This window comes from Pseudomonas pisciculturae, from assembly GCF_015461805.1.
Classification (GTDB): domain Bacteria; phylum Pseudomonadota; class Gammaproteobacteria; order Pseudomonadales; family Pseudomonadaceae; genus Aquipseudomonas; species Aquipseudomonas pisciculturae.
Genome location: NZ_JACVZE010000006.1, coordinates 75,091 through 100,674, shown reverse-complemented (window position 1 = coordinate 100,674; position 25,584 = coordinate 75,091). Strand labels below are relative to the sequence as shown.

General features: G+C 60.4%; 19 protein-coding genes. 11 read left to right on the top strand and 8 right to left on the bottom strand.

From position 1 onward, the window contains the following. Window positions 1-20: 20 nt before the first annotated feature. The 6 genes from ICY20_RS17530 to tpx all read right to left on the bottom strand — a co-directional run bounded on the left by ICY20_RS17530 (window position 21) and on the right by tpx (window position 12,120). The gene (locus ICY20_RS17530) at window positions 21-2,117 is read right to left on the bottom strand and encodes a putative bifunctional diguanylate cyclase/phosphodiesterase (protein WP_159959169.1); all 2,097 of its coding nucleotides are present in this window, start codon (window positions 2,115-2,117) and stop codon (window positions 21-23) included. Between the two features lie 310 nt (window positions 2,118-2,427). Then, entirely contained in the window at window positions 2,428-3,891 is a 1,464-nt protein-coding gene (locus ICY20_RS17525; RefSeq protein ID WP_159959167.1) for an efflux transporter outer membrane subunit, read from the bottom strand. Continuing rightward, window positions 3,888-6,995 (bottom strand): efflux RND transporter permease subunit, encoded by a 3,108-nt coding sequence (locus ICY20_RS17520; protein ID WP_194938129.1) that lies wholly within the window; start codon window positions 6,993-6,995, stop codon window positions 3,888-3,890. Before ICY20_RS17520 ends, ICY20_RS17525 begins: the two co-directional genes overlap by 4 nt. Continuing rightward, a complete protein-coding gene (locus ICY20_RS17515; RefSeq protein ID WP_194938128.1) occupies window positions 6,992-10,093 on the bottom strand; it encodes an MdtB/MuxB family multidrug efflux RND transporter permease subunit in 3,102 nt (1,033 codons plus the stop codon). Before ICY20_RS17515 ends, ICY20_RS17520 begins: the two co-directional genes overlap by 4 nt. Continuing rightward, window positions 10,090-11,388 (bottom strand): MdtA/MuxA family multidrug efflux RND transporter periplasmic adaptor subunit, encoded by a 1,299-nt coding sequence (locus ICY20_RS17510; RefSeq protein ID WP_159959161.1) that lies wholly within the window; start codon window positions 11,386-11,388, stop codon window positions 10,090-10,092. The genes ICY20_RS17515 and ICY20_RS17510 overlap by 4 nt, the downstream gene beginning before the upstream one ends. Window positions 11,389-11,619: 231 nt before the next feature. Then, on the bottom strand, window positions 11,620-12,120 hold the full coding sequence (gene tpx / locus ICY20_RS17505; RefSeq protein ID WP_159959159.1) for a thiol peroxidase: 501 nt from the start codon (window positions 12,118-12,120) through the stop codon (window positions 11,620-11,622). Window positions 12,121-12,278: 158 nt separating this feature from the next. Between tpx and ICY20_RS17500 the strand changes: the two genes are divergently transcribed. From ICY20_RS17500 to ICY20_RS17450, 11 genes are all read left to right on the top strand, one after another. Continuing rightward, window positions 12,279-13,568, top strand: a complete 1,290-nt coding sequence (locus ICY20_RS17500; protein WP_194938127.1) for a glycosyltransferase — start codon at window positions 12,279-12,281, stop codon at window positions 13,566-13,568. Window positions 13,569-13,640: 72 nt separating this feature from the next. Then, window positions 13,641-14,546 (top strand): AraC family transcriptional regulator, encoded by a 906-nt coding sequence (locus tag ICY20_RS17495; RefSeq protein WP_159959155.1) that lies wholly within the window; start codon window positions 13,641-13,643, stop codon window positions 14,544-14,546. Between the two features lie 217 nt (window positions 14,547-14,763). Beyond that, window positions 14,764-16,047 (top strand): ABC transporter substrate-binding protein, encoded by a 1,284-nt coding sequence (locus ICY20_RS17490; protein ID WP_407692633.1) that lies wholly within the window; start codon window positions 14,764-14,766, stop codon window positions 16,045-16,047. Between the two features lie 153 nt (window positions 16,048-16,200). Beyond that, entirely contained in the window at window positions 16,201-17,091 is an 891-nt protein-coding gene (locus ICY20_RS17485) for a carbohydrate ABC transporter permease (RefSeq protein WP_159959151.1), read from the top strand. A gap of 10 nt (window positions 17,092-17,101) precedes the next feature. After that, a complete protein-coding gene (locus ICY20_RS17480; protein WP_005788583.1) occupies window positions 17,102-17,932 on the top strand; it encodes a carbohydrate ABC transporter permease in 831 nt (276 codons plus the stop codon). 22 nt (window positions 17,933-17,954) lie between these two features. Next, window positions 17,955-19,058 carry an ABC transporter ATP-binding protein gene (locus tag ICY20_RS17475; RefSeq protein WP_159959149.1) on the top strand — a complete coding sequence of 368 codons (1,104 nt, stop codon included), beginning with the start codon at window positions 17,955-17,957 and terminating at the stop codon, window positions 19,056-19,058. Window positions 19,059-19,074: 16 nt separating this feature from the next. Then, window positions 19,075-20,550 carry a mannitol dehydrogenase family protein gene (locus ICY20_RS17470; protein ID WP_194938125.1) on the top strand — a complete coding sequence of 492 codons (1,476 nt, stop codon included), beginning with the start codon at window positions 19,075-19,077 and terminating at the stop codon, window positions 20,548-20,550. 140 nt (window positions 20,551-20,690) lie between these two features. Further along, window positions 20,691-22,172: a xylulokinase gene (gene xylB, locus ICY20_RS17465; protein WP_194938124.1), complete on the top strand. Its 1,482-nt coding sequence runs from the start codon at window positions 20,691-20,693 to the stop codon at window positions 22,170-22,172. Window positions 22,173-22,184: 12 nt separating this feature from the next. Then, entirely contained in the window at window positions 22,185-23,123 is a 939-nt protein-coding gene (locus ICY20_RS17460; RefSeq protein WP_194938123.1) for a carbohydrate kinase family protein, read from the top strand. A gap of 84 nt (window positions 23,124-23,207) precedes the next feature. Next, a complete protein-coding gene (locus ICY20_RS17455) occupies window positions 23,208-23,477 on the top strand; it encodes a DUF2790 domain-containing protein (RefSeq protein ID WP_194938122.1) in 270 nt (89 codons plus the stop codon). A gap of 78 nt (window positions 23,478-23,555) precedes the next feature. After that, window positions 23,556-23,954, top strand: a complete 399-nt coding sequence (locus ICY20_RS17450; RefSeq protein ID WP_159959139.1) for a hypothetical protein — start codon at window positions 23,556-23,558, stop codon at window positions 23,952-23,954. Here ICY20_RS17450 and ICY20_RS17445 read toward each other — a convergent pair. Continuing rightward, window positions 23,951-24,220 (bottom strand): DUF1652 domain-containing protein, encoded by a 270-nt coding sequence (locus ICY20_RS17445; protein WP_159959137.1) that lies wholly within the window; start codon window positions 24,218-24,220, stop codon window positions 23,951-23,953. The genes ICY20_RS17450 and ICY20_RS17445 overlap by 4 nt on opposite strands. Before the next feature lie 218 nt (window positions 24,221-24,438). Beyond that, window positions 24,439-25,455: a threonine ammonia-lyase, biosynthetic gene (gene ilvA / locus ICY20_RS17440; protein ID WP_194938121.1), complete on the bottom strand. Its 1,017-nt coding sequence runs from the start codon at window positions 25,453-25,455 to the stop codon at window positions 24,439-24,441. Window positions 25,456-25,584: the final 129 nt, after the last annotated feature.

The following is a 25,584-nucleotide window of genomic DNA, read 5'->3' as shown; positions in this document are numbered from 1 at the left end:
GCTGGAACAGAGGATAACCGTCACGCACGGTTTTTGTCAGGCGCTACGGCTTCTTCGGCGCGCTGGATATCGGCCATGAAGTTGTCAGCCGGCAACGGATGCCCCAACAGGTAACCCTGCAAGGAATTACAGCCCAGCCGCGTGAGGAAGTTTTGCTGCACGTCGGTTTCGACGCCTTCAGCCACGATGCGCAGGCCCAAGGCCTGGCCCAGGGCGACGATGGCCGAGACGATAGCGGCGTCGTCGCTGTCGTGCTCCAGGTCGCGTACAAAGCCACGGTCGATCTTCAACTCGTTGGCGGGCAGGCGCTTGAGGTACATCAGGCTGGAGTAGCCGGTGCCGAAGTCGTCGATGGACAGGTCCACGCCCATCTCCGACAGCTGCTGCAACACCGTCATGCTCGCATCGGCGTCACTCATGGCGGTGGTTTCGGTGATTTCCAGGGTCAGGCTGTTGGCCGGCAACTGGTGGCGTTGCAGGGCCGTGGCCACACTCTTGACCAAGCCTGCGTGGCAGAACTGCAACGCAGAGAGGTTCACGGCAATGCGCCAGTCTTCATAGCCCTGGGCGTACCACAGGCTCATCTGGCGGCAGGCTTCGTTGAGTACCCATTCGCCGATGGGGATGATCAAACCGGTTTTTTCCGCCAGCTCGATAAACATCGCCGGCAGCAGCAGGCCTTGCTGCGGGTGCTCCCAGCGCAGTAGCGCTTCAGCGCCCACCGGGATACCGCTGACCGCATCGAATTTGGGCTGGTAGTACAAACGAAACTGCTGCTGCTCCACGGCATTGCGCAGGTCTTGCAGCAGTTGCAATTGTTTGCGCGCGTTGGTGTTCATCGACACATCAAAGAAGCTGTAGCCGTTCTTGCCCATGCCCTTGGCGTGGTACATCGCGGCATCGGCGTTCATCAACAGTTCCTGGGGGTTGCCGCCATTGCCGGGGTAAATCGCAATGCCCACGCTCGCCGAAATCTTGAGTTCATGCTCGGCCACCTGAAAGGCCCGATTGACCAGGCCCACTTGGCGTTCGGCCAGACGCAATGCATCGTCGGGCTGGTTCAGTTGCACCAGCAGTACAAACTCATCGCCGCCAATGCGCGCCAGAGTGTCATGGCTACGCAGGTCTTCGCGCAGGCGCAGGCCCACTTCGCGCAGCAACTGGTCACCCATGTGATGGCCAAAGGCGTCGTTGACCGGCTTGAAGCCGTCAAGATCGATAAACATCAGCGCGAAGCAACCGCCCTGCTCGTTGACCGCTTGCATCGATTGCTGGATTCGGTCGGCCAGCAAGGTGCGATTGGGCAGGCCGGTGAGCATGTCGTGCAGGGCCAGGTGAGTCAGCTCCTGATTAGCCAGGGTCAGGGAGTCGGCCAGAACGGCGGTACGTGACTCAAGGCGGGCGTCGAGCAGCGAGGTCAGCAGTGCGATGCCCAGCACTGCCAGGGTGGTCACCAGCACCAGGTTATCCAGGCCCTTGCCACTCAAACCATTGAGCGCTGCACCACAGAAACTTTCATCGGCAAAGCGTGCTGCCGCCATGCCGGTGTAATGCATGCCGACGATGGCAAAGCCCATCACCACTGCCGCAGCACCGCGCTTGAGGCGCACGTACGGCGCATTGCGGCGCAGGTTGTAGGCGATCCACAGCGCAGCGCCAGAGGCGGCCACCGCGATCAGCAATGAGGCGCCGAACAGCGTCGGGTCATAGTCGATGCCCGGGGTCATGCGCATTGCGGCCATGCCGGTGTAATGCATCGCTGCTATACCGGCCCCCATCACCAGCGCGCCGAACGCCAATTGCCAGGCAGGTAAGCGTGGCTGGCTGATCAGCCATAACGCAAAGCCGCTGGATAACATCGCGATCAACAACGACAACGCCGTGATGCCGAAGTCGAAGCCCAAGGCAAAGGGCAGGCGCAGCGCCAGCATGCCGATAAAATGCATCGACCAGACGCCGATGCCCATGGCGATGGCCCCACCGGCAATCCACAAATACATGGCGCGGCCCTTGGCGGTCGCGATGCGGCCCGAGAGGTCCAGCGCGGTATAGGACGCAAGGATCGCGACAAACAGGGAGATCACGACCAGAGAGGGAGAATAGCTACCGATGAGCATGGGACTTCTCGAGACTGACGGGCCTGAAACGCCCGTGCCAGGTGGCAAAGCGGGCGATTGTAGCGAGAAAATTCTTGTACAGTTGATTTATTAGCGTATAGCCATCATTGGCTTTTTGACGTCAATCTAATGGCTTGAAAACCGACCAATTCTGAAGCCTTAGGGCATTCAAATGTGGGAGGGGCGGTGCGACGATTCGACTTGCCCCCGATAGCAGTGTGTCAGCCAGCAAATCTGGTGCTGACAGACAGCCATCGGGGGCAAGTCGAATCGTCGCACCGCCCCTCCCACATTTGGAATGTGTTCAGCCTTAATCCTTGGGGCTGATCGGGGTCTGCCCGTCCCAGCCACCACCCAATGCGGCAATCAGTTGAACACTTGCCACCAGACGCGTCTGCAACAGCGTCAACACCGTGCGCTCATTACTCAGCGCCGTGGCCTGCACGTTGACCACATCCAGATAAGCAATCAAACCAGCCTTGTACTGGTTTTCGGTGAGGCGCAGGGATTCACGCGCAGATTCCAGCGCTTCATTGCTGACCACTGCCTCGTCTTCCAGCACCTTGAGTTGCACCATGTAGTTTTCTACTTCGCGGAAACCATCCAGCACGGTCTGGCGATACTTGGCCACGGTCTCGTCGTAGCTGGCGACGCTGCGGTCGACTTCGGCCGAGCGCTGGCCACCGTCGAACAGGGTCATGGCCAGCTTCGGCCCCACCGACCAGAAGCGGTTCGGCAAGCTGATCCAGTCGGCGTAGGTGCTGCTGGAATAGCCGCCTGCCAGGCTCAGGCTCAGGTCTGGGTAATACGCCGCCTTGGCCACGCCGATGTTGGCGTTGGCCGCGATCACCGAGCGCTCGGCCGAGGCGATGTCAGGGCGACGTTCCAGCAGTTGCGATGGGAGACTCACCGGGATCTGTGGCAGCGTTGGAATGTCTTTGCTCACCGCCAGATTGAAGTTTGCCGGCGCTTCGCCGATCAACACGGCAATCGCGTTTTCCAACTGAGCGCGCTGCCATATCAGGTCGATCAGGCTGGCCTGGGTGGACTTGAGCTGGGTTTGCGCCTGGGCAACGGCATCTTTACCGGAAACACCGGCCCGGTATTGGTTTTGGGTCATGGTCAACGAGCGCTGGTAGGCGTCGAGGGTGGCTTGCAACAGGCGAGTCTGTTCATCCATGACTCGCAGTTGCAGGTAGTTCTGTACCAACTCCGATTGCTGGCTCAAGCGCATCGCCGCCAAGTCCGCCGAGCTGGCTTCGGCCGTGGCTTCATTGGCTTCCAGGCCGCGGCGTAACTTGCCCCAGACGTCGGCCTCCCAACTTACGCCCAGCTGCGCGTTGAGGGTGTCGCGAATACCGCTGCTGGAACTGCTCAAGCTCGCACTGCTACTGCCCGTGCCTTGACTGGCGCGGGTCTTGCCCGCACTCAGGTCAACGGTGGGGTAAAACGCACCACGGGCGCTGCGCACCTGGGTCTGGGCCTGGCGAAAGCGCGCTTCGGCCTGGGCCACGGTTTGGTTGGACGTGTTCAGGCGCTCGACCAAGTCATTGAGCTGGCGGTCACCGTACAGCTCCCACCAGGCGCCGCGAGCGAGGGAGTCGCTTGGCGTGGCCTGGCGCCAGCCTTGGGCTTCCTTGAATTGCACCGGCTCGGTGACATCAGGGCGCTTATAGTCGGGGCCGATGGCGCAGGCGCTGAGCAATGCGCCACAGATGACCATCGCTAAAAACTTCACCCCGCCTCCAAGGCGGGCATTGGTTAAGTCAGTCATAGCGCAGTATCCAAGGCAGCATCAGTGCGCACGCCGCGCCAGGTATTGAAACGATGGCGCGCGCGGTCGAGATAAAGGTAAACCACCGGGGTGGTGTAAAGGGTCAGGATCTGGCTGAACACCAGGCCGCCGATAATCGTCAGGCCCAGCGGGCGGCGCATTTCTGCACCATCGCCCGTGCCCAGCAGCAAGGGCAAGGCACCGAGGATGGCCGCCAGCGTGGTCATCAGGATCGGTCGCAACCGCAACAGGCAAGCACTGCGAATCGATTCCAGCGGGCCCATGCCGTCGTTACGCTCCAGCTGCAAGGCCAGGTCGATCATCAAGATCGCGTTCTTTTTCACCACGCCAATCAACAGGAACAGGCCCAGCAGCGAAATCAGGCTGAACTCGCCCCCCGTCAGGTAGATGGCGAGCATGGCGCCGACACCCGCCGACGGCAACGTCGAGAGAATCGTCAGCGGGTGAATATAGCTTTCATACAAAATACCCAGCACCAGGTACACCGCCACCAAAGCGCCGAGGATCATGAACGGCTGACCTTTCTGGGTGGCCGCAAACGCATCGGCCGTGCCAGCCATCTTGGCGATCACATCTTCCGGCAGGCCGACCTTGGCAATCGCCCGCTCGATGGCCGCCGTGCCCTTCTCTACCGTCACGCCGGGAGCCATGTCGAAGGCGATGTTTTCTGAAGCAAACTGGCCTTCATGGCTGACGCGGTCATCGGCCAGGCTGTTCTCATAATGGGCAATGGTCGACAGCGGCACCCGTGCGCCATCGGCGGTGATCACTTGCATCTGGTTGAGGGTGATCGGGTCTTGGGCGTATTTGGGGTTGACCTCCATCACCACCTGGTACTGGTTGAGGCTGTCGTAGATGGTGGAAATCTGCCGCTGGCTGTAGGCGTTGTTGAGCACCGACGTCACCATGCTCATGTCGATGCCCAGGCGCTTGGCCTGGTCACGGTCAACCACCAGCGTGACCTGCGCTGCGCCCCGCCCTTCGCGGGCGTCGATGGCCGTGAGTTCCGGCAGCTCACGCAAGGCGGCGACCACTTTCGGGTACCACAGGCGCAACGCGGCCAGGTCGCCACTTTGCAGGATGTAGGAATATTGCGCGCTGCTCTGGTCGCGGCTGCCACCAAATTGCAGGTCCTGGTCGGCCATCAGAAACAGGCGCCCACCGGGTACCAGCGGCACGTTTTTACGTAGCCGCTCGATCACGCCCTGGGCCGAGATCTTGCGTTCGCTGATGGGCTTGAGGCGTACCAGCATCACCGCATTGTTGGTGCCGTTGTTGCCACCGATAAAACCGGCCACGCTTTGCACAGCCGGGTCTTTGAGCACAGCGACACGGAACGTCTCCATCTTCGGCTGCATCACATTGAACGACAGCCCGTCATCGCCGCGCACAAAGCCGATCAACTGACCGGTGTCCTGCTGGGGCATGAAGGTTTTCGGCACCACCACGTACAACGCGACGTTCACGCCCACGGTGACCAACAGGCTGAGCAGGGTCAGTCGGCGGTGACGCAGCACCCAGTCCAGGCTGGTGGCGTAGCCGGCGACCATGCGGTCGTTGACCTTCTGGCTCCAGCGCTGCAAACCGCTCATCTGCCCTTTCACATGGGGCTTGAGCCAGCGAGCGCAGAGCATCGGGGTCAAGGTCAGCGAGACCACCAATGAAACGATGATCGCCGCCGACAAGGTGATGGAAAACTCGCGAAACAGGTTGGTGACAATCCCACCCATAAACAGGATGGACAGGAACACCGCCACCAACGACACGTTCATCGACAACAAGGTAAAGCCGACTTCCTGGGCGCCCAGGTACGCCGCCTTCATCGGCGGCACGCCCTCGTCGATATGCCGCGAAATGTTCTCCAGCACCACAATGGCGTCGTCCACCACCAGGCCGGTGGCAAGGATCAACGCCATCAGCGAGAAGTTGTTCAGCGAGAAGCCAAACAGGTACATGACTGCAAAGGTGCCCACCAGCGACACGGGTACTGCCAGGGTCGGGATCAAGGACGCACGGAAGTTACCGAGAAACAGGTACACCACCAGCACCACCAGTGCCACGGCAATCAGCAGGGTCATCTCGGCTTCATGCAAGGTGGCGGTGATCACTGGCGAGCGGTCCATGGCCAGGTTCAGCTTGACGCTGGACGGCAACACCGCCTGCAACGCCGGTAACTGGGCCTTGATCTGCCGCACGGTCTCGATGATATTCGCGCCGGACTGACGGTTGATTACCAGCAGCACCGCCGGCTCGTTGTTGAAGAAACCACTGTTGTAGCGGTCTTCGACGCCGTCGCTGATCTTGGCCACATCCCCAAGGCGCAGGGCCGCGCCGTTTTGGTAGCGAATCAGCAGCGGTTCGTAGTCTTTGGCTTTTTCCAGTTGATCGTTGGCCTGGATCTGCCAGTTGCGCTCGCTGTCTTCCAGTGAGCCTTTAGGCCGGCGCTGGTTGGCATTGGCGATGGTGTTGCGCACATCGTCCAAGGCTACGCCGTATTGATCGAGGGCCTTGGGCTCAAGCTCAATACGCACCGCCGGCAGGGAGCTGCCGCCGATCTGCACTTCGCCCACACCCGGCACCTGCGACAGGCTTTGCGACAGAATCGTCGAGGCCAAGTCGTACAGCTGGCCCTTCTGCAACACATCGGAGGTCAGCGACAGCACCATGATCGGTGCCTGGGAAGGGTTGATCTTCTTATAGGTGGGCATGCTGCGCATGCCGCTGGGCAACAGGTTGCGCGAGGCGTTGATCGCCGCCTGCACTTCCCGCGCTGCGCCGTTGATATCACGGTCGGAGTCGAATGCCAGGATCACCCGCGTCGAGCCCTGGCTCGACGAACTGCTCATGGTGGTAATGCCGGCAATCGCGCCGAATGAGCGCTCCAGCGGCGTGGCCACGGTAGACGCCATCACCTCGGGGCTCGCGCCGGGCAAGCTAGCCGACACCACGATCACCGGGAAGTCGATCTGCGGCAGCGGCGACACCGGCAACAGGTTGAAGCTCACGCCGCCCAGCAGCATGATCGCCAGGCTCAGCAACATGGTAGCTACCGGCCGGCGAATGAAAGGTCCGGACAGGTTCATGGCTCAACCGGCTCCAGGCGTTGCGGCTCTTTGCGCCAGCGACGGCCCAGGCGATCGAAGTACAGGTAAATGACCGGCGTGGTGAACAGGGTCAATACCTGGCTCACCAGCAGACCACCCACCATCACCAGGCCCAGGGGCTGGCGCAACTCGGCACCGGAACCGGTGGCCAACATCAACGGCACCGCACCAAACAACGCGGCCAGGGTAGTCATCAGGATCGGCCGGAAGCGCAACAGCGCGGCCTGGTAGATGGCGGTCTGCGGGTCCAGGCCTTGATTACGCTCAGCATCGAGGGCGAAGTCGATCATCATGATCGCGTTCTTTTTCACGATACCGATCAGCAAAATAATGCCGATGATCGCAATCATGCCCAAGTCATTGCCGCTGAGCAGCAAAGCCAGCAAGGCCCCCACAGCAGCGGATGGCAAGGTGGAAAGAATGGTGATCGGGTGGATATAGCTCTCATAGAGCACACCCAGCACGATGTACATGGTCACCACCGCCGCCAAAATCAGCAGCAACGTGCTCGACAGCGACGCCTCAAATGCCTGCGCCGCGCCCTGGAACTGGGTTTGCACCCCCACCGGCATGCCGATGTCTTTCTGGGTTTGGTTGATCAGTTCCACGCCCTTGCCCAACGCCACACCGGGCGCCAGATTGAACGACATCATCACCGCCGGGAACTGGCCGATATGGGCAATCGCCAACTGCGCCTGGCGCTGCTCCACGCGGGCTAGGCTGGAAAGCCGTACCTGGCCGCCCTCGGTGGTTTTCACGTGGATCTGGTTCAGCGCATCAGGGCCAAGGGTTTCGCCGGACTGGGCCTGCAACACCACACGGTATTGGCTGGCCTGGGTATAAATGGTCGAAATCTGCCGCTGCCCAAAGGCGTCATACAACGCGTCGGTAATAGTCGACACACTCACGCCCAGGCGCGAGGCCGCGTCACGGTCGATCACCAGGAACACTTGCAGGCCTTTGTCTTGCAGGTCGCTGGCAACGTCGGTGAGTTCCGGCAACTGGCTCAGGGCATGCACCAGCTTGTCACTCCACAGCGCCAACAGATCGGCGTCTGGCGACGACATGCTGAACTGGTACTGGGTGCGGCTTACGCGGTCTTCGATAGTCAGGTCTTGCACCGGCTGCATGTAGAGGCGAATGCCCACCAGTTTGTCGATTTCCGGTTGCAGGCGCGTAATCACCTCGGCCGCGCTCAAGTCGCGCTGGCCGTGGGGCTTGAGGTTGATCAGCAGGCGCCCGCTGTTAAGGGTCGCGTTGTCACCATCCACGCCGATGTAGGACGACAGGCTCTCAACCGATGGGTCAGCCAGGATGATTTTGGCCAGTTCCTGCTGACGCTGGCTCATGGCCGCGAAGGAAATCGATTGCGGCGCTTCGGAAATACCCTGGATAACCCCGGTGTCCTGCACCGGGAAAAAACCCTTGGGCACCACCAGGTACAGCAACACGGTCAGGCCAAGGGTGGCGATGGCCACCAGCAGGGTCAGCGGCTGGTGCTTGAGCACCCATTGCAACTGGCGCGCATACGCTGCGATCAACCAGTCGATCCAAGCACCGCTGGCCTTATAGAAACGGCTTTGTTCTTCTTCCTTGGGTTCGCGCTTGAGCAAACGCGCGCACATCATCGGCGTCAACGTGAGGGACACTACCAGGGAAATCAGGATCGCAACCGCCAGGGTGATAGCAAATTCGCGGAACAAGCGCCCTACCACGTCGGCCATGAACAGCAGCGGGATCAATACCGCGATCAGCGACAGGGTCAGGGAAATCAAGGTGAAGCCGATCTGCTTGGCGCCCTTGAGTGCGGCGGCCATCGGCGTCTCGCCCTCCTCGATGTAGCGGGAGATGTTCTCCAGCATCACGATGGCGTCGTCCACCACAAAACCGGTGGCGATGGTCAGGGCCATCAACGTCAGGTTGTTGATGGAGAAGCCCGCCAGGTACATCACGCCAAAGGTGCCGATCAACGAGAGCGGCACAGCGATGGAAGGAATAATCGTGGCGCTGACCCGGCGCAGGAACAGGAAGGTCACCATCACCACCAAGGCAATGGCGATCAGCAATTCGTGTTGCACATCGGTGACCGAGGCGCGGATGGTCTGGGTGCGGTCGGTGAGCACCGTCACATCCAGGCCAGCCGGCAGGTTGTCGGTGATGCTCGGCAGCAACGCTTTGATGCGGTCGACCACCTCGATCACGTTGGCACCGGGCTGGCGCTGGATATTGAGCAGCACGGCCTGGTTTTCATTGGCCCAGGCAGCGAGGCGTTCGTTTTCGGCACCGTCGACGATCTGTGCCACGTCCTTGAGGCGCAACGGTGCGCCGTTGTTGTAGGCCAGGATCAATTCTGCGTATTGCTGGGGTGACACCAACTGGTCATTGGCGTCGAGCATCGAGACGCGGGTGGGGCCGTCGAAGTTGCCCTTGGGCTGGTTCACGTTGGACGCGGCGATGAGGGTGCGCACGTCGGACAGGTTCAAGCCGTTGGCCGCCAGGGCTTCAGGGTTCACCTTGATGCGCACGGCCTGGCGCTGGCCGCCCGCGATGCTGACCATGCCGACGCCGCTGATCTGGGCAATTTTCTGCGCCATGCGCGTATCGACCAGGTCATTGAGCTTGGGCAGCAACATGGTCTTGGAGGTGACGGCCAGGGTCAGCACCGGGGTATCCGCCGGGTTGACCTTGTTGTACACCGGCGGCGCCGGTAAATCCTTGGGCAACAGGTTGGTAGCCGCGTTGATCGCGGCCTGCACCTGTTGCTCGGCGACGTCCATGTTGACGTCGAGGTTAAACCGCAGGGTCAGCACCGAGGCGCCGCCGGAGCTGGTGGACGCCATTTGTGTAAGGCCGGGCATTTGCCCGAACTGGCGCTCAAGCGGCGCGGTGACGGCACTGGTCATCACGTCCGGGCTGGCGCCGGGGTACAGGGTCATTACCCGTATAGTGGGGTAGTCCACCTGGGGCAACGCCGACACTGGCAACAGGCGGTAAGCAATAATGCCGGCCAGGACAATGGCCAGCATGCTCAGCGTGGTCGCGACCGGGCGAAGGATAAACAGCCGCGACAGGTTCATGAACCGACCTTTTGCGCCTTGCCGGCGCTGGCACCGGTCTCCCCTTTAGCGGCGGGCTTGCCTTGCAGGTGTTCGGTCGGGGTGGTCAGCACTTCGCTGCTGTCGTTGACCACTTCGATCTCACTGCCTTCCTTCAAGCGATCTGTACCTTCCAACACCACGCGGTCGCCAGCGACCAGGCCTTCCTTGATCACAGTGTTGTCGCCGTCGGTGTCGCCCAACACCAGCGGCTGGACCTTGACCTTCTTGTCACCATCGAGCTTGTAGACAAAGGTGCCGCTATTGCCGAACTGGATCGCGGCAGACGGCGCCAGCACCACGTTGTGCAGGGTGTCGGCCAGCAGGTGCACGTTGACGAACTGGTTGGGGAACAGCGCCTGGTCCTTGTTATCGAAGCGACCCTTGAATTTCAGGGTGCCGGTGGTGACGTCGATCTGGTTGTCGAGGCTTTGCAGCACACCGACCGCCTGCTTTTTCACGTCGCCACGGTCCCAGGCCTCCACGGGCAGCTTGTTGCCGGCGTGGTAGCGGGCGAGCACGGTGTCGAGGGTGTTTTCTGGCAGGGTAAAGGCCACGCTGATGGGTTGGGTCTGGGTGATTACGGCGATAAAGGTGGTGTCATTGGCCGACACCAGGTTGCCCACGTCGATCTGGCGCAAACCGACGCGGCCACCGATCGGTGCGCGGATCTTGGTGAATTCGAGGTTTAGCTTGGCGTCATCCACCGCGCCCTGGTTGGTCTTGACCGTGCCCTGGTATTGCAAGACCAGCGCTTCGGCGGTGTCCAGGGTTTGTTTGGCGATACTGTCCTGGGCGTACAGATCGCGATAACGCTGCACGTCGACCTGGGCGTTTTTCAACTGGGCCTGGTTTTGCAGCAGCGTGCCCTGGGCCTGGAGCAAGGCGTTCTGGTAGCTGCGTGGGTCGATCTCGGCCAGCAGGTCGCCGGCCTTGACCATCTGCCCTTCTTCAAAAGCGATCTTGACCAACTCGCCGCCTACCCGGCTGCGCACATTGATGGTATTGAGCGCGGTCACCGTGCCCAAGGCCTTGTAGTACACCGGGAACTCCCCCAACACCGCCGGCGCCACTCTCACCGGCACTGGGCCGGTGGAGCCACCGAAGCCCGGACGCGCCATGCCGGTCTTGCTGGTACGGCCCGCTGGCGCGTCGTTATGGGCGGCACTGCTTGGCCAGAATTTCCAGCACAGGCCGGCGATAACCAGCAGTACAAGCAGGCCAAACAGCCAGCGACGGGACTTACGGGGGGACGATTGCATGGAGTGATCAACCATTGGGCGCGAGAGCTTCTTCTTTGGGAGGCTGAAAGATAAGCACTGGAGCGCGTTTAGAAAAGCGCCTTTACCGGCTATTTACCTTGGGCTTACAACTTTTAACGACTGAGCTTAGTCCAGTCGCTATTTCGCTAAGCGTTTGACGCTTAAATGAAAACGGCCTGGACTAGGCCAGGCCGCAATCATGTAGCACGCGTGTTACTGCAAAACGACAGTAACGCGCAGAATCAATTACTTCAAAACAGCCAGGGCGGCTTCGTAGTTTGGCTCGTGGGCGATTTCGCTCACCAGTTCGCTGTGCAGCACGTTGTTGTTTTCATCCAATACCACCACGGCGCGGGCGGTCAGGCTGCGCAGCGGGCCGTCAACGATGTCTACGCCGTAATCCTGGGAGAACGCGGCACTGCGGAAGTCCGATAGGTTCTTCACGTTTTCCAGGCCTTCGGAGCCGCAGAAGCGCGCTTGGGCAAACGGCAGGTCCGAAGAGATGCACAGCACAACAGTGTTGGCGACTTCGTTGGCCTGGGCGTTGAATTTGCGCACCGACGTGGCGCAAGTCGGGGTGTCAACGCTTGGGAAGATGTTCAGCACTTTGCGCTTGCCGGCGAAAGTGGCCAGGGTTGCATCCGACAGGTCGCCGGCGGTCAGGGTGAACTCAGGCGCTTGAGTGCCGACTTGTGGCAGTTCGCCTTCAACCTGGACCGGGTTGCCTTTGAGGGTGACTTGAGCCATGAACAGAATCCTTATGCTGGGTTTATTGAAACGAATTCGAGAGGCGGAAGTTAACCACAAAGTACGGTGGCTACCTACCGCCAGACATAAATTGTCATATCGCCGCGTATGGTTTAATGGCGGTCTTTGCGCCCTGCCCTTCAAGGATCCTGTTGTCGATGAAACAGCCTGCCACCAAAGTCCTGGTCATTGGTTACGTCTGGCCCGAGCCCCGTTCCTCGGCCGCGGGTGGGCATATGATGCAGATCCTGGAAACTTTTCTTACGCAAGATTGGGATATTACTTTCAGCAGCCCGGCTGCACTGGGCGAACACAAGGCCGACTTGCAGGTGCTGGGCATCGCCGAGTGCGCCATTGAGCTGAACAACAGCAGCTTCGACGACTTCATCCACGAGCTAGCCCCAGACATCGTGCTGTTCGACCGCTTCATGATGGAAGAGCAATTCGGCTGGCGCGTCGAGAAACACTGCCCCAACGCCCTGCGCGTACTGGAGACCTCCGACCTGCAAAGCCTGCGCGACGCCCGCCACCAACGCCTCAAGGACCGACTCAAGGCCCATCCTGACAGCGACGACTTCAGCGCACTCTTTACTCCGGCTCTTGAGCAGGAGTTCCAGCTGATGGCCGTCACTGACCTGGCCAAGCGTGAGATCGCTGCGATTTATCGCTGCGATATCAGCCTGATGATCTCTGACGTGGAAATCCGCCTGCTCACCGAGCAATTCAAGGTGCCCGCCGCCCTGCTCCACTGGTGCCCGCTGATGATGGTGCCGCCGACCGAAGCCTTCACCGCGTATGAAAACCGCGCGCACTTCCTCAGCATCGGCAACTTTCGCCACGCGCCCAACTGGGACGCCGTGCTGTGGATGAAGAACAGCCTGTGGCCGCTGATTCGCCAACAATTGCCAGGCGCCCAGCTGCACATCTACGGTTCTTACACACCGCCCAAGGCCACAGCGCTGCATAACCCGGCCCAAGGTTTTTATGTAATGAACTGGGCCGAAGATGCGCTGCAAGTAATGAGCGCTGCGCGTATCTGCCTGGCACCGTTGCGCTTTGGCGCCGGCATAAAGGGCAAGCTCGCAGATGCGATGCTTTGCGGCACACCCAACGTCACCACGCCCATCGGCGCCGAAGCCATGGGCGACGAGCAGCCGTGGCCGGGCGTAATCGAACACAGTGCCCCAGCCCTGGCTGCTGCTGCCGTGGCGCTGTACCAAGACCACGAACGCTGGACCGAGGCCCAGGAAAACGGCCGTAAGCTGCTAGCTCGTCGCTATGACCAGAACGTCCATGGCCCGGCACTGCTGGAATGCCTGATGCAATGTCGCGCCAACCTGGCCGACCACCGCCGCGACAACTTCACCGGCAGCATGCTGCGCCACCATGCGCATAAAAGTACGCAATACATGTCCCAGTGGATCGAGGCGAAAAACCGTAACGTCTAAACACCGGCGCTGGCGAGGTTGCGCGCGAGGGGGCATTATCCTACGCAGCAATCACAATAAAGCGACGGCAGCATGACCCGAGCAACGCGAATTACCGACCCTTCCTACGAGTTGATGGACGATCACAACGGTCTGTCCATCATCTATCGCCAGCACGGCTTCCCCTGCCCGCTGGTGCGCTGGCACTTCCACAAGGAATACGAGCTGCACCTGATCGTTGCCAGCTCGGGCAAGGTGTTCATCGGCGATTACATCGGCAACTTCTACCCCGAAAGCTTGTTCCTCACCGGCCCCAACTTGCCCCATAACTGGATCAGCCAGATAGAGGAAGACGAGGTGGTGCCCAAGCGCGACATGCTGGTGAACTTCACCGATGAGCTGTTGGGCAGCGGCAGCCAGATCTTCACCGAGCTAAAGACCCTGTCTCCGCTGCTGGAACGGGCGCAATACGGCATCGAGTTTCGCTGCAAGAAAACCATCGCCCAGGCCATGACCCTGATGCAATGCATCGAAGACGCCCAAGGCATGGCGCGCCTGGGGCACTTTTTTATCCTGCTGGAAGTGTTGAGTGCCTGCGAGGATTACCAACTGCTGTCAGGCGTGACCACCCCGCAGTTGGCCGATGAGCACAGCATCGACCGCACCAACCGCGCGGTGGACTACATCTTTGCCCACTATGCGCGTGAACTGCCGCTTGAAGAGGTGGCGGACTACCTGGGCATGAAGCCGACGTACTTCTCCCGAGTGTTTAAACAGGCGACCGGGCGCACGTTTATCGAATTCGTTAACCGGCTGCGTATCAGCAAGTCTTGCGAGTTGCTGGCTGACGGCGACAAGGCGGTGACGGATGTGTGTTTTGAGTCAGGCTTCAACAACATCTCCAATTTCAACCGGCGCTTTCAGCAGCTTAAAGGCATGACCCCTTCCCACTACCGTCGCCTGGCTGTACAGAGGATGACGGAGCAGAACCTGGCTTAAACGCTTCACGGCGCCGGTTGCAGAGTGCAAAAAAGTATCAGTCCCTGTGCTCCCAAGGATTTGTCACGCCCCCATTTCAAGGCTGTAATCAACGCACACTCTTCCTGGCTCCCCGCAGGAAGACACAACAACAATAACTGTCCTTCTGTAGCCCCTGGGCGCGGAAAAGGAGTGCGCGATGAAGTTCCCAGCAAAAGCTCTGCTTGTCTCCACCTGCATGATGACCTGCATGACCCTCAGCGCCGTCAGCCTTGGCGCGCAAACCCTGACCATTGCCACCGTCAACAACAGCGACATGATCCGCATGCAGAAGCTCTCGAAAACCTTCGAGGCCGAGCACCCGGAGATCAAGCTGAACTGGGTGGTGCTCGAAGAAAACGTGCTGCGTCAACGCCTGACTACCGACATCGCCACCCAGGGCGGGCAGTTCGATGTGTTGACCATCGGCATGTACGAAGCTGCACTCTGGGGCGCCAAGGGTTGGCTGGAGCCGATGAAGGATCTGCCGGCGTCCTACGACCTCGATGATGTATTCCCATCAGTGCGTGACGGCCTATCTGTCAAAGGCTCGCTGTACGCCCTGCCGTTCTACGCCGAAAGCTCGATCACCTATTACCGCACCGACCTGTTTAAAGACGCCGGGTTGACCATGCCCGAGCACCCGACCTGGACCCAGATCAGCGAATACGCGGCAAAACTCACCGACAAGACCAAAGAGCAATACGGCCTGTGCCTGCGCGGCAAAGCCGGTTGGGGCGAGAACATGGCGCTGATCACCACCCTGGCCAACGGCTACGGTGCACGCTGGTTCGATGAGAAATGGCAGCCGGAATTCAACGGCCCGGAATGGAAGGACGCGCTGAACTTCTACGTCGACAACATGAAAAAATCCGGCCCGCCGGGTGCTTCAAGTAACGGTTTCAACGAAAACCTGGCGCTGTTCAACAGCGGCAAGTGCGCGATCTGGGTCGATGCCAGCGTGGCCGGCTCGTTTGTCACCGACAAGACCCAAAGCAAAGTGGCTGACCATGTCGGTTTCACCTTTGCCCCCCACGAGAAGACCGAAAAGGGCACCTCGTGGCTGTACTCCTGGAGCCTGGCGATCCCGACCAGTTCCAAGGCCAAGGACGCCGCCAAGGTGTTCACCAGCTGGGCGACGTCCAAGGAATACGGCGCGCTGGTGGCCAAGACCGACGGCGTTGCCAACGTACCGCCAGGCACGCGCAAATCTACCTACAGCGACGAGTACATGAAGGCGGCACCGTTTGCCAAGGTGACGCTGGAGTCGCTGAAAGTCGCGGACCCGACCAAGCCGACGCTCAAGCCGGTGCCGTATATCGGTATCCAGTTGGTGACCATTCCTGAGTTCCAGGCGATTGGCACTCAGGTCGGCAAGTTCTTCTCGGGGGCGTTGACCAGTCAGCAGACGGTGGATGCGGCACTCACCGCTGCGCAGACCACCACCGAGCGGGAAATGAAGCGGGCCGGTTACCCCAAATAACCCAGCCTCACCACAGTCAAATGTGGGAGGGGGCTTGCCCCCGATGGCGGTGTATCAGTCAAACAGTTTTCAACTGAACCACCGCTATCGGGAGCAAGCCCCCTCCCACATAGATCGCACTCCGATTCTTGCTCTGTACTGGCCTTGAATACCATGAATACACCACCCAAAAACCGCCTGGCCAACCCCGGCTGGTTCCTTGTCAGTCCCTCAGTAGCCTTGCTACTGCTGTGGATGATCGTGCCACTGGGTATGACCCTGTACTTCTCCCTCATCCGCTACAACCTGCTCTACCCCGGTGAAAACCAATTCGTGGGGCTGGAGAACTTCACCTACTTCATCACCGACTCGGGTTTCTTGCCCGGTGCCACCAATACCCTGCTGCTGGTGGGCAGTGTGCTGCTGATCAGCGTGGTGTTCGGCGTATTGATCAGCGCTCTGCTGGAGGCCAGTGAGTTCCTGGGCCGCGGGCTGGTGCGGGTGTTGTTGATCTCGCCTTTCTTCATCATGCCCACCGTGGGTGCGCTGATCTGGAAGAACCTGATTTTTCACCCGGTGTCGGGGATTCTCGCCGCCGTGTGGAAGTTCTTCGGCGCAGAACCCGTGGACTGGCTGGCGCACTACCCGTTGCTGTCGATCATCATCATTGTTTCGTGGCAATGGCTGCCCTTCGCCATCCTGTTGCTGATGACCGCCATGCAGTCCCTCGACCAGGAACAAAAGGAAGCCGCGCGCCTGGACGGTGCTGGCGCCATCGCCATTTTCTGGCACCTCACCCTGCCGCACCTGGCCCGCCCGATTGCCGTGGTGGTGATGATCGAGACGATCTTTTTGCTCTCGGTGTTCGCCGAAATCTTCACCACCACCAACGGTGGCCCCGGCTACGCGTCCACCAACCTCGCCTACCTGATCTACAACCAGGCGCTGGTGCAGTTCGACGTGGGCATGGCTTCGGCCGGCGGCTTGATTGCCGTGGTCATCGCCAATATCGCGGCGATCATCCTGGTGCGGATGATCGGCAAAAACCTGACTGACAAGCCTTGAGGGCCGCGCCATGACGCTTCAACAATCCCGCCGCCTGCAAAGCCTGTTGCTCGGCACGTTGGCCTGGGCCATCGCGATCCTGATCTTCTTCCCGATCTTCTGGATGGTGCTGACCAGCTTCAAGACCGAAATCGACGCGTTCGCCACGCCGCCGCAGTTCATCTTCACGCCGACGCTGGAGAACTACCTGCACATCAACGAGCGCAGCAATTACTTCGCCTACGCCTGGAACTCGGTGGTGATCTCGTTCAGCGCCACCGCCCTGTGCCTGCTGATCTCGGTGCCGGCCGCCTACTCCATGGCGTTCTACGAAACCCAGCGCACCAAGGGCACGCTGCTGTGGATGCTGTCGACCAAGATGTTGCCACCGGTGGGCGTGCTGATGCCGATCTACCTGTTGGCCAAGAGCTTTGGCCTGCTGGATACGCGCATCGCGCTGATCATCATCTACACCCTGATCAACCTGCCTATCGTGGTGTGGATGGTTTACACCTACTTCAAGGACATCCCCAAAGACATCCTTGAAGCCGCCCGCCTCGATGGCGCCACGCTGTGGCAGGAAATGGTCCGTGTACTGCTGCCGATTGCCAAGGGAGGCCTGGCCTCCACCGTGTTGCTGTCGTTGATCCTGTGCTGGAACGAGGCGTTCTGGTCACTGAACCTGACCTCGTCGAGCGCCGCGCCGTTGACTGCGCTGATCGCCTCCTACTCCAGCCCCGAAGGCTTGTTCTGGGCCAAATTGTCGGCCGTGTCGACCCTGGCCTGCGCGCCGATCCTGATCTTTGGCTGGATCAGCCAGAAACAGCTGGTGCGCGGTTTGTCCTTCGGCGCCGTTAAATAATAATTCCAAGTGGAGGCCCATCATGGCCAACCTGAAAATCAAGAATCTGCAAAAAGGCTTCGAAGGCTTCTCGATCATCAAGGGCATTGACCTGGAAGTGAACGACAAGGAATTCGTGGTGTTTGTTGGCCCGTCGGGCTGCGGTAAGTCCACGCTGCTGCGCTTGATCGCAGGCCTTGAGGAAGTGAGCGAAGGCACCATCGAACTGGACGGTCGCGACATCACTGAAGTGACCCCGGCCAAGCGTGACCTGGCGATGGTGTTCCAGACCTATGCGCTGTATCCGCACATGAGCGTGCGTAAGAACATGTCGTTTGCCCTGGATTTGGCGGGTGTGGACAAGAAGCTGGTGCAAAGCAAAGTCGACGAAGCCGCGCGCATCCTGGAGCTGGGCCCGCTGCTGGAACGCAAGCCCAAGCAGCTGTCCGGCGGCCAGCGTCAGCGCGTGGCCATTGGTCGAGCGATTGTGCGCAACCCGAAGATCTTCCTGTTTGACGAACCGCTGTCCAACCTCGACGCTGCCCTTCGCGTGCAGATGCGCCTGGAGTTGGCGCGCCTGCATAAAGAGCTGCAAGCCACCATGATTTACGTGACCCACGACCAGGTCGAAGCCATGACCCTGGCCGACAAGGTGGTGGTACTCAACAGCGGCCGTATCGAGCAAGTGGGTTCACCGCTGGAGCTGTACCACCAGCCGGCCAACCTGTTTGTGGCGGGGTTTCTCGGCACGCCGAAGATGGGCTTTCTCAAGGGCAAGGTCACCCGCGTCGAGGGCCAAGGCTGCGAAGTGCAACTGGATGCCGGCACCTTGATCAGCCTGCCATTGAGCGGTGCCACCCTGAGCGTCGGCAGCGCGGTGACCCTGGGTATTCGCCCGGAACACCTGGAAATTGCCTCCCCCGGCCAAACCACCCTGACCGTCACCGCCGACGTCGGCGAGCGCCTGGGCAGCGACACCTTCTGCCACGTGATCACCGCCAACGGCGAGCCGCTGACCATGCGCATTCGTGGCGACATGGCCAGCCAGTACGGCGAAACGCTGCAACTGCACCTGGACCCGGCGCACTGCCATCTGTTCGACACTGACGGCGTTGCCGTGGCCCGCCCACTGCGCGCTGCCGCCTGATTTTGCGAGAGTTGTGATGAAACTGAATAAACAGAACCTCACTCAGTTGGCGCCAGAAGTGCAGCTGCCAACTTACACCGCGACTTCGCAGGGCATCGCCCATATCGGCGTCGGCGGCTTCCACAGGGCGCATCAGGCCTATTACACCGATGCGTTGATGAATACCGGCGAGGGCCTGGACTGGAGCATCTGCGGCGTTGGCCTGCGTAGCGAGGACCGCAAGGCCCGCGACGACCTGGCCGGCCAGGACTACCTGTTCACCCTGTATGAACTGGGCGACACCGACGACACCGAAGTGCGCGTGATCGGCGCCATCAGCGACATGCTGCTGGCTGAAGACAGCGCCCAGGCCTTGATCGACAAGCTGGCCAGCCCCGAGATTCGCATCGTCTCGCTGACCATCACCGAAGGCGGCTACTGCATCGACGACAGCAACGGCGAGTTCATGGCCCACCTGCCGCAAATCCAACACGACCTGACGCATCCCAAGGCGCCAAAAACCGTGTTTGGTTTTATCTGCGCAGCCCTCACCCAACGCCGCGCCGCTGGCGTTCCGGCGTTTACCGTGATGTCCTGCGATAACCTGCCCCACAACGGCGCCGTCACACGCAAGGCCCTACTGGCGTTCGCCGCCCTGCACGACGCCGAACTGCATGACTGGATCAAGGCCAACGTGAGCTTCCCCAACGCCATGGTCGACCGCATCACCCCAATGACCAGCACCGCCCACCGCCTGCAACTGCATGACGAACATGGTATCGATGATGCCTGGCCGGTGGTGTGTGAACCCTTTGTGCAGTGGGTGTTGGAAGATAAGTTCGTCAACGGCCGCCCGGCCTGGGAACAGGTCGGTGTGCAGTTCACTGACGATGTGACGCCCTATGAAGAAATGAAGATCGGCCTGCTCAACGGCAGCCACCTGGCACTCACTTACCTGGGGTTCCTCAAGGGTTATCGGTTTGTGCATGAGACCATGAACGACCCGGTGTTTGTTGCGTATATGCGCGCCTATATGGACCTGGACGTCACGCCGAACCTGGCCCCCGTACCCGGCATCGACCTGACCGAATACAAGCAGACCCTGGTGGACCGTTTTTCCAACCAGGCGATTGCCGATCAGTTGGAACGGGTGTGCTCCGATGGGTCGTCGAAGTTTCCAAAATTCACCGTGCCGACCATCAACCGCTTGATTGCCGATGGCCGTGAAACTGAACGTGCGGCATTGGTGGTGGCGGCGTGGGCGCTGTACTTGAAGGGTGTGGATGAGCACGGGGTGAGTTACAAGATCCCGGACCCGCGGGCAGAGTTTTGCCAGGAGCTGGTGAGTGATGATGCCTTGATCAGCAAGCGGCTGTTAGGCGTTGAGGAGATTTTTGGCACGGCTATTCCCAACTCGCCTGAGTTTGTGGCAGCGTTTGAGCGGTGTTTTGTGAGTTTGCGTGACAATGGCGTCACCCAAACCCTGCAAACCCTCCTGAAGAAACCGGCTTAAAAAAATGTGGGAGGGGGCTTGCTCCCGATGGCGGTGTATCAGTCAAATATTCTTCACTGACCCACCGCTATCGGGAGCAAGCCCCCTCCCACATTGGTCTGCATTGCCAACCCAACAATAATACTGCTGAGCAAATCCTCATGACCCAGCAAAACCTGTTCCTCGGCATCGACTGCGGCACCCAGGGCACCAAGGCCATCGTCCTCGACGCTACCAGCGGTAAAGTGCTGGGCCTGGGCGCCGCGGCCCACACCTTGATCAGCGGCGCCAACGGCCGTCGAGAGCAAGACACCCAGGAATGGCTCGATGCCTTTACCGAAGCCACCCACCGCGCCCTGCAACAAGCTGACGTAGACGGCCAGGCCATCCTCGGCATCGGCGTTTCCGGCCAGCAACACGGCCTGGTGCTGCTCGATGACCAAGGCCAGGTACTGCGCCCAGCCAAGCTGTGGTGCGACACCGAAACCGCTCCCGAAAATGATCGCCTGCTCCAGCACCTGGGTGGCGAAAGCGGCTCACTGGAACGCTTGGGCGTGGCAATTGCACCGGGCTATACCGTGTCCAAACTGCTGTGGACCCGCAAACAGCACCCGGACATCTTTGCGCGCATCGCCCATATCCTTCTGCCCCACGACTACCTCAACTACTGGCTGACCGGCCGCGCCGTGGCCGAATACGGTGATGCATCCGGCACTGGCTATTTCAATGTGCGCAGCCGCCAGTGGGACGTTGACCTGCTCAACCACATCGACCCCAGCGGGCGCCTTGAAGCGGCGTTGCCGACACTGATCGAGGCCGACCAACGCGTGGGCACCGTGCTGCCCGCCATCGCCGAACGCTTGGGCATCAACCCCAACGCCATGGTTTCCAGCGGCGGTGGCGACAACATGATGGGCGCCATCGGCACCGGCAATATCGCACCGGGCGTGATCACCATGAGCCTGGGCTCATCGGGCACCGTGTATGCCTTTGCCGACCAGCCCAACGTGAGCCCGCAGGCTTCAGTCGCCACATTCTGCGCGTCCAGCGGCGGTTGGCTGCCGTTGATCTGCACCATGAACCTGACCAACGCCACCGGGGTGATTCGCGAGCTGTTCGAACTCGACCTGAACGCCTTCAACGCCTTGGTTGACCACGCCCCCATCGGCGCCGATGGCGTGAGCATGCTGCCGTTCCTCAACGGTGAGCGCGTGCCCGCCCTGCCCCACGCCACCGGCAGCCTGCACGGGCTGACCATGACCAACCTGACCCGCGCCAACCTGTGCCGCGCTGTGGTCGAGGGCACCACCTTCGGCCTGCGTTATGGCCTGGACCTGCTTCGCCAGACAGGCTTGCAAAGCCAGAGTATCCGCTTGATCGGCGGCGGTTCGAAAAGCCCGGTGTGGCGCCAGATGGTCGCCGATATCATGAACACCGAAGTGATCTGCACCGAACAAAGCGAAGCCGCTGCACTGGGCGCGGCGATCCAGGCGGCGTGGAGCCAATCGGGCGAGCCCCTGAGCACTTTGTGCGAACGATGCGTGAGCGTCGACCCGGCCAGCCGTACCCTGCCGGTGGCGGCCAGCGTCAGCGCCTATCAACAGGCTTACGAGCGCTATCAACAACTCGTGGCAACCCTTTAAGAGCGAGCGACTATGTATCTGGTGTGTGGTGAAGCGCTGTTTGATTTTTTCAGCGAGGAAGATGCCAGCGGGCTGGCTTCAAAAGTCACGTACAAGGCGATTGCCGGCGGCTCGCCGTTCAACGTTGCCGTGGGGCTGCGTCGCCTGGGTGTTGAGGCCGGGTTGTTCGGTGGCCTGTCTACAGACTTTCTGGGCCGGCGCCTGTTGCAAGTGCTCAAGGATGAAGGCGTGAGCGAGCAGTTCCTGGTGGAGTTTGCCGCGCCCACCACCCTGTCGATGGTCGCCGTAGGGGCCAACGGTTCGCCGCAGTACAACTTTCGCGGCGAAGGCTGTGCCGACCGTCTGCTGGACGTCGCCCACCTGCCCGAGTTGGGCGATGACATTCGCGGCCTGCACATCGGCTCGTTCTCGCTGGTGGTGCAGCCGATTGGCGACACATTGCTGAGCCTCGTGCAGCGCGAAAGCGGCAAACGCTTGATCAGCCTCGACCCGAACGTGCGCCTCAACCCCCAGCCAGACATCCAACTGTGGCGCGACCGGGTGGCACAGCTGGTGCAGCATGCCGACCTGATCAAGGTCAGCGATGAGGACCTGCATCTGTTGTACCCCGATCAGTCACCGGAAAGCGTTCTGGAGAGCTGGCTGCAACACCGTTGCCAGTTGGTTTTCCTTACCCGAGGCGGTGATGGCGCCACGGTATTCAGTCGCCAGCACGGCAGTTGGTCACAACCGGCGCTCAAGGTGGTGATGGCCGATACAGTGGGTGCCGGCGATACCTTCCAGGCCGCACTGATTGCCTGGCTGACCGAGCAGCAGCTCGACTCCGTGGAGGGCTTGCAACAGCTCACCCGGCCGCAGACCGACGCCATGCTGGGCTTTGCGATTCGCGCCGCGGCACTGACCTGCGGCAAAACCGGGCCAGACCTGCCGTATCGGCAGCAGCTTGCATGAAGGTTTTGTCAGCCAGGCAAACATTAATCGATGGTTAATCCCGCAAGCCGACTGTGAAGTCGTACCCACTTGCGGAGCACTACCATGAAACTGCGTACGTTAATGTTTGGCGGCGCGCTGGTACTGGCGGCGGTGTCGGGCCTGGCCCAGGCCGATGATCAAGTTGCCACTGGCAAACCCGTGCCTTATCAGTACGGCATGCCAATGAACATCGCCAAGGTGCTGGCCATGAACGAAACCCCGACTGATGACTGCAAGGTCATCAAGGCGGATATCAAGTTTTTGGACAAGGCCGGCAAAGTCGAAGACGTGAGTTATCGCAAAATGTCCGAAGCGTGCGACTTCCAGAACTGAGCGGTTGAAAGATCCAGGGCAAGCCCGTGCACATAGGAGTACCCTTGCGGGCTTGTCATAAGGCCGAAAGGAATCGCCATGTCGCTAAGTTTCCGCACCCTCGCCGTTTTTACCGCGCTGCTGTGCTTTGCTCTCGCACTGGTCTGGGGGTTGCGACCCGAGCTGCTGTTATGGATGTGGAGCGTCGAATACTCCAGCGCCACAGGCCTGGTTTGTCGGCGTAATGCCGCGCTGTTCCTGGCCATCGGCATCATGTTCTATCGCGCTCGCCATGCTGGCCCCTCTGACGTACGACGCGCCATGACCACCGGGTTTATCGCCGGTTGCCTGGTTCTGGCTGGGTTGGGGTTAAGTGAGTGGATCAATGGCAATGCCGGGCCAGGCATTCTGCTGGCGGTGGCAACGGAGACCGTACTGGGCCTGGCGTTTATCCAGGCCCACAGGTCTTCGGTCACACCGGTTCAGGCCCCCGCCTAATAGTAGGCGCGCGCACCCACTTTTTGCAGGGTGGGAGCGTGGGTGTGCTTGAGGTCTTCGCGCAACCCGGTGATCAGGTTACAAATGGCTCGACTGCTGTCGAGTTTGTCAGCGTTGATGCCTTTGACTTCCAAATCTACCCGGTCACGATCTCGCTCGTCATACACCTTAATCGTCAGCGAAGCATCTTCGGCTTTGGTGCACTCGCACCGTTGAGGCAGGAAACTTGTTTCAATAATGCTGCGAAGTTCCAGTTCCGAAAGCATGGCCAACCTCTCCTTTCATGAGACTGCCAATGGATTTTTATAGGACTGGCGAACACCTGTTCGCCGCGTCTTGCCAACCTTGGAAGACGCTTGCAATCACCAGCCTACTCGGCAAAATCTGCTGGCGTTGTAACCTTTCCTCATAAGTCGCAGTGCTTCTTATATATCTGAAGAGGCTTTTTACATACAGCCATTAAAACCTCGTCGAACAGCCGGGATTAAACGTTTAACCCTGCACTGGCTGCCACTCGCTCAGCAACATGTCGCAAACTATCGAAGTTGATATTGGCGCCAGAATTCACAGCAACCAGAGTCTGCCCGCGAGTGTTGTGAGTGGCGACATAGCGGCGGATACCCGCCACCGCCAAGGCGCCGGAGGGCTCGGTGATGGACCGTGTATCGTCGTAGATCAGCTTGATAGCGCTGCACAGTTGGTCATTGCTCACGGTGATGACTTCATCTACCCAGTCCCGGCAGATTTCAAAGCCGTGCCCGCCGATCTGCGCCACCGCCGTGCCATCGGCAAACCCGTCCACACTGGGCAGCACCACCCGTTCACCGGCACGCATTGCCGCCAAGAGGCACGCTGAGCCTTCGGGTTCAACGCCGATGATGCGCACTTCGGGCCGCAGGTATTTGACGTACGCCGCGATGCCGGCAATCAGGCCGCCACCGCCCACCGGCACGAAGATCGCGTCCAGCGCACCCTGCTGCTGGCGCAGGATCTCCATGGCCACGGTGCCTTGGCCAGCGATCACCTCGGGGTCGTCAAAGGGCGACACAAAGGTGCAGCCGCTACTCTGAGCCAGTTGCAGTGCATGGGCCAGGGCGAACGGAAAACTCTCACCGTGCAGCACGGCTTCGGCGCCACGGGAACGCACCCCCTGCACCTTCAAGTCCGGCGTGCTGCAGGGCATGACGATACGCGCCTTGATCCCCAACTCCAGCGCCGCCAGCGCCACGCCCTGGGCGTGATTGCCAGCGGAGGCCGTGACCACGCCTCTGGCCTTTTCGGCAGTGGTGAGCTGAACCAATTTGTTGTAGGCGCCGCGGATCTTGAATGAAAACGTCGGTTGCAGGTCTTCACGCTTGAGCAGCACCGTATTGCCCAACAGGGCCGACAACGCTGGCGCCGCTTGCAGGGGCGTACGTACCGCCAGGTCATAGACCGGGGCAGCAAGGATCTTTTTCACGTAGTGCTCAAGCAGTTCCGGGGCGCTGGTGCAGGTGCTCATGGGTGTCTCCTGGCGTTGTGTAGAGGGCCCTGGAGACGGAAAAACAAAACCCGCCTCGAAGGCGGGTTTGGGTGCAGCCGTGTGCTATCCCGCCAAATAAGGAATGGCGGTAATAATGCTCTGCTGGCT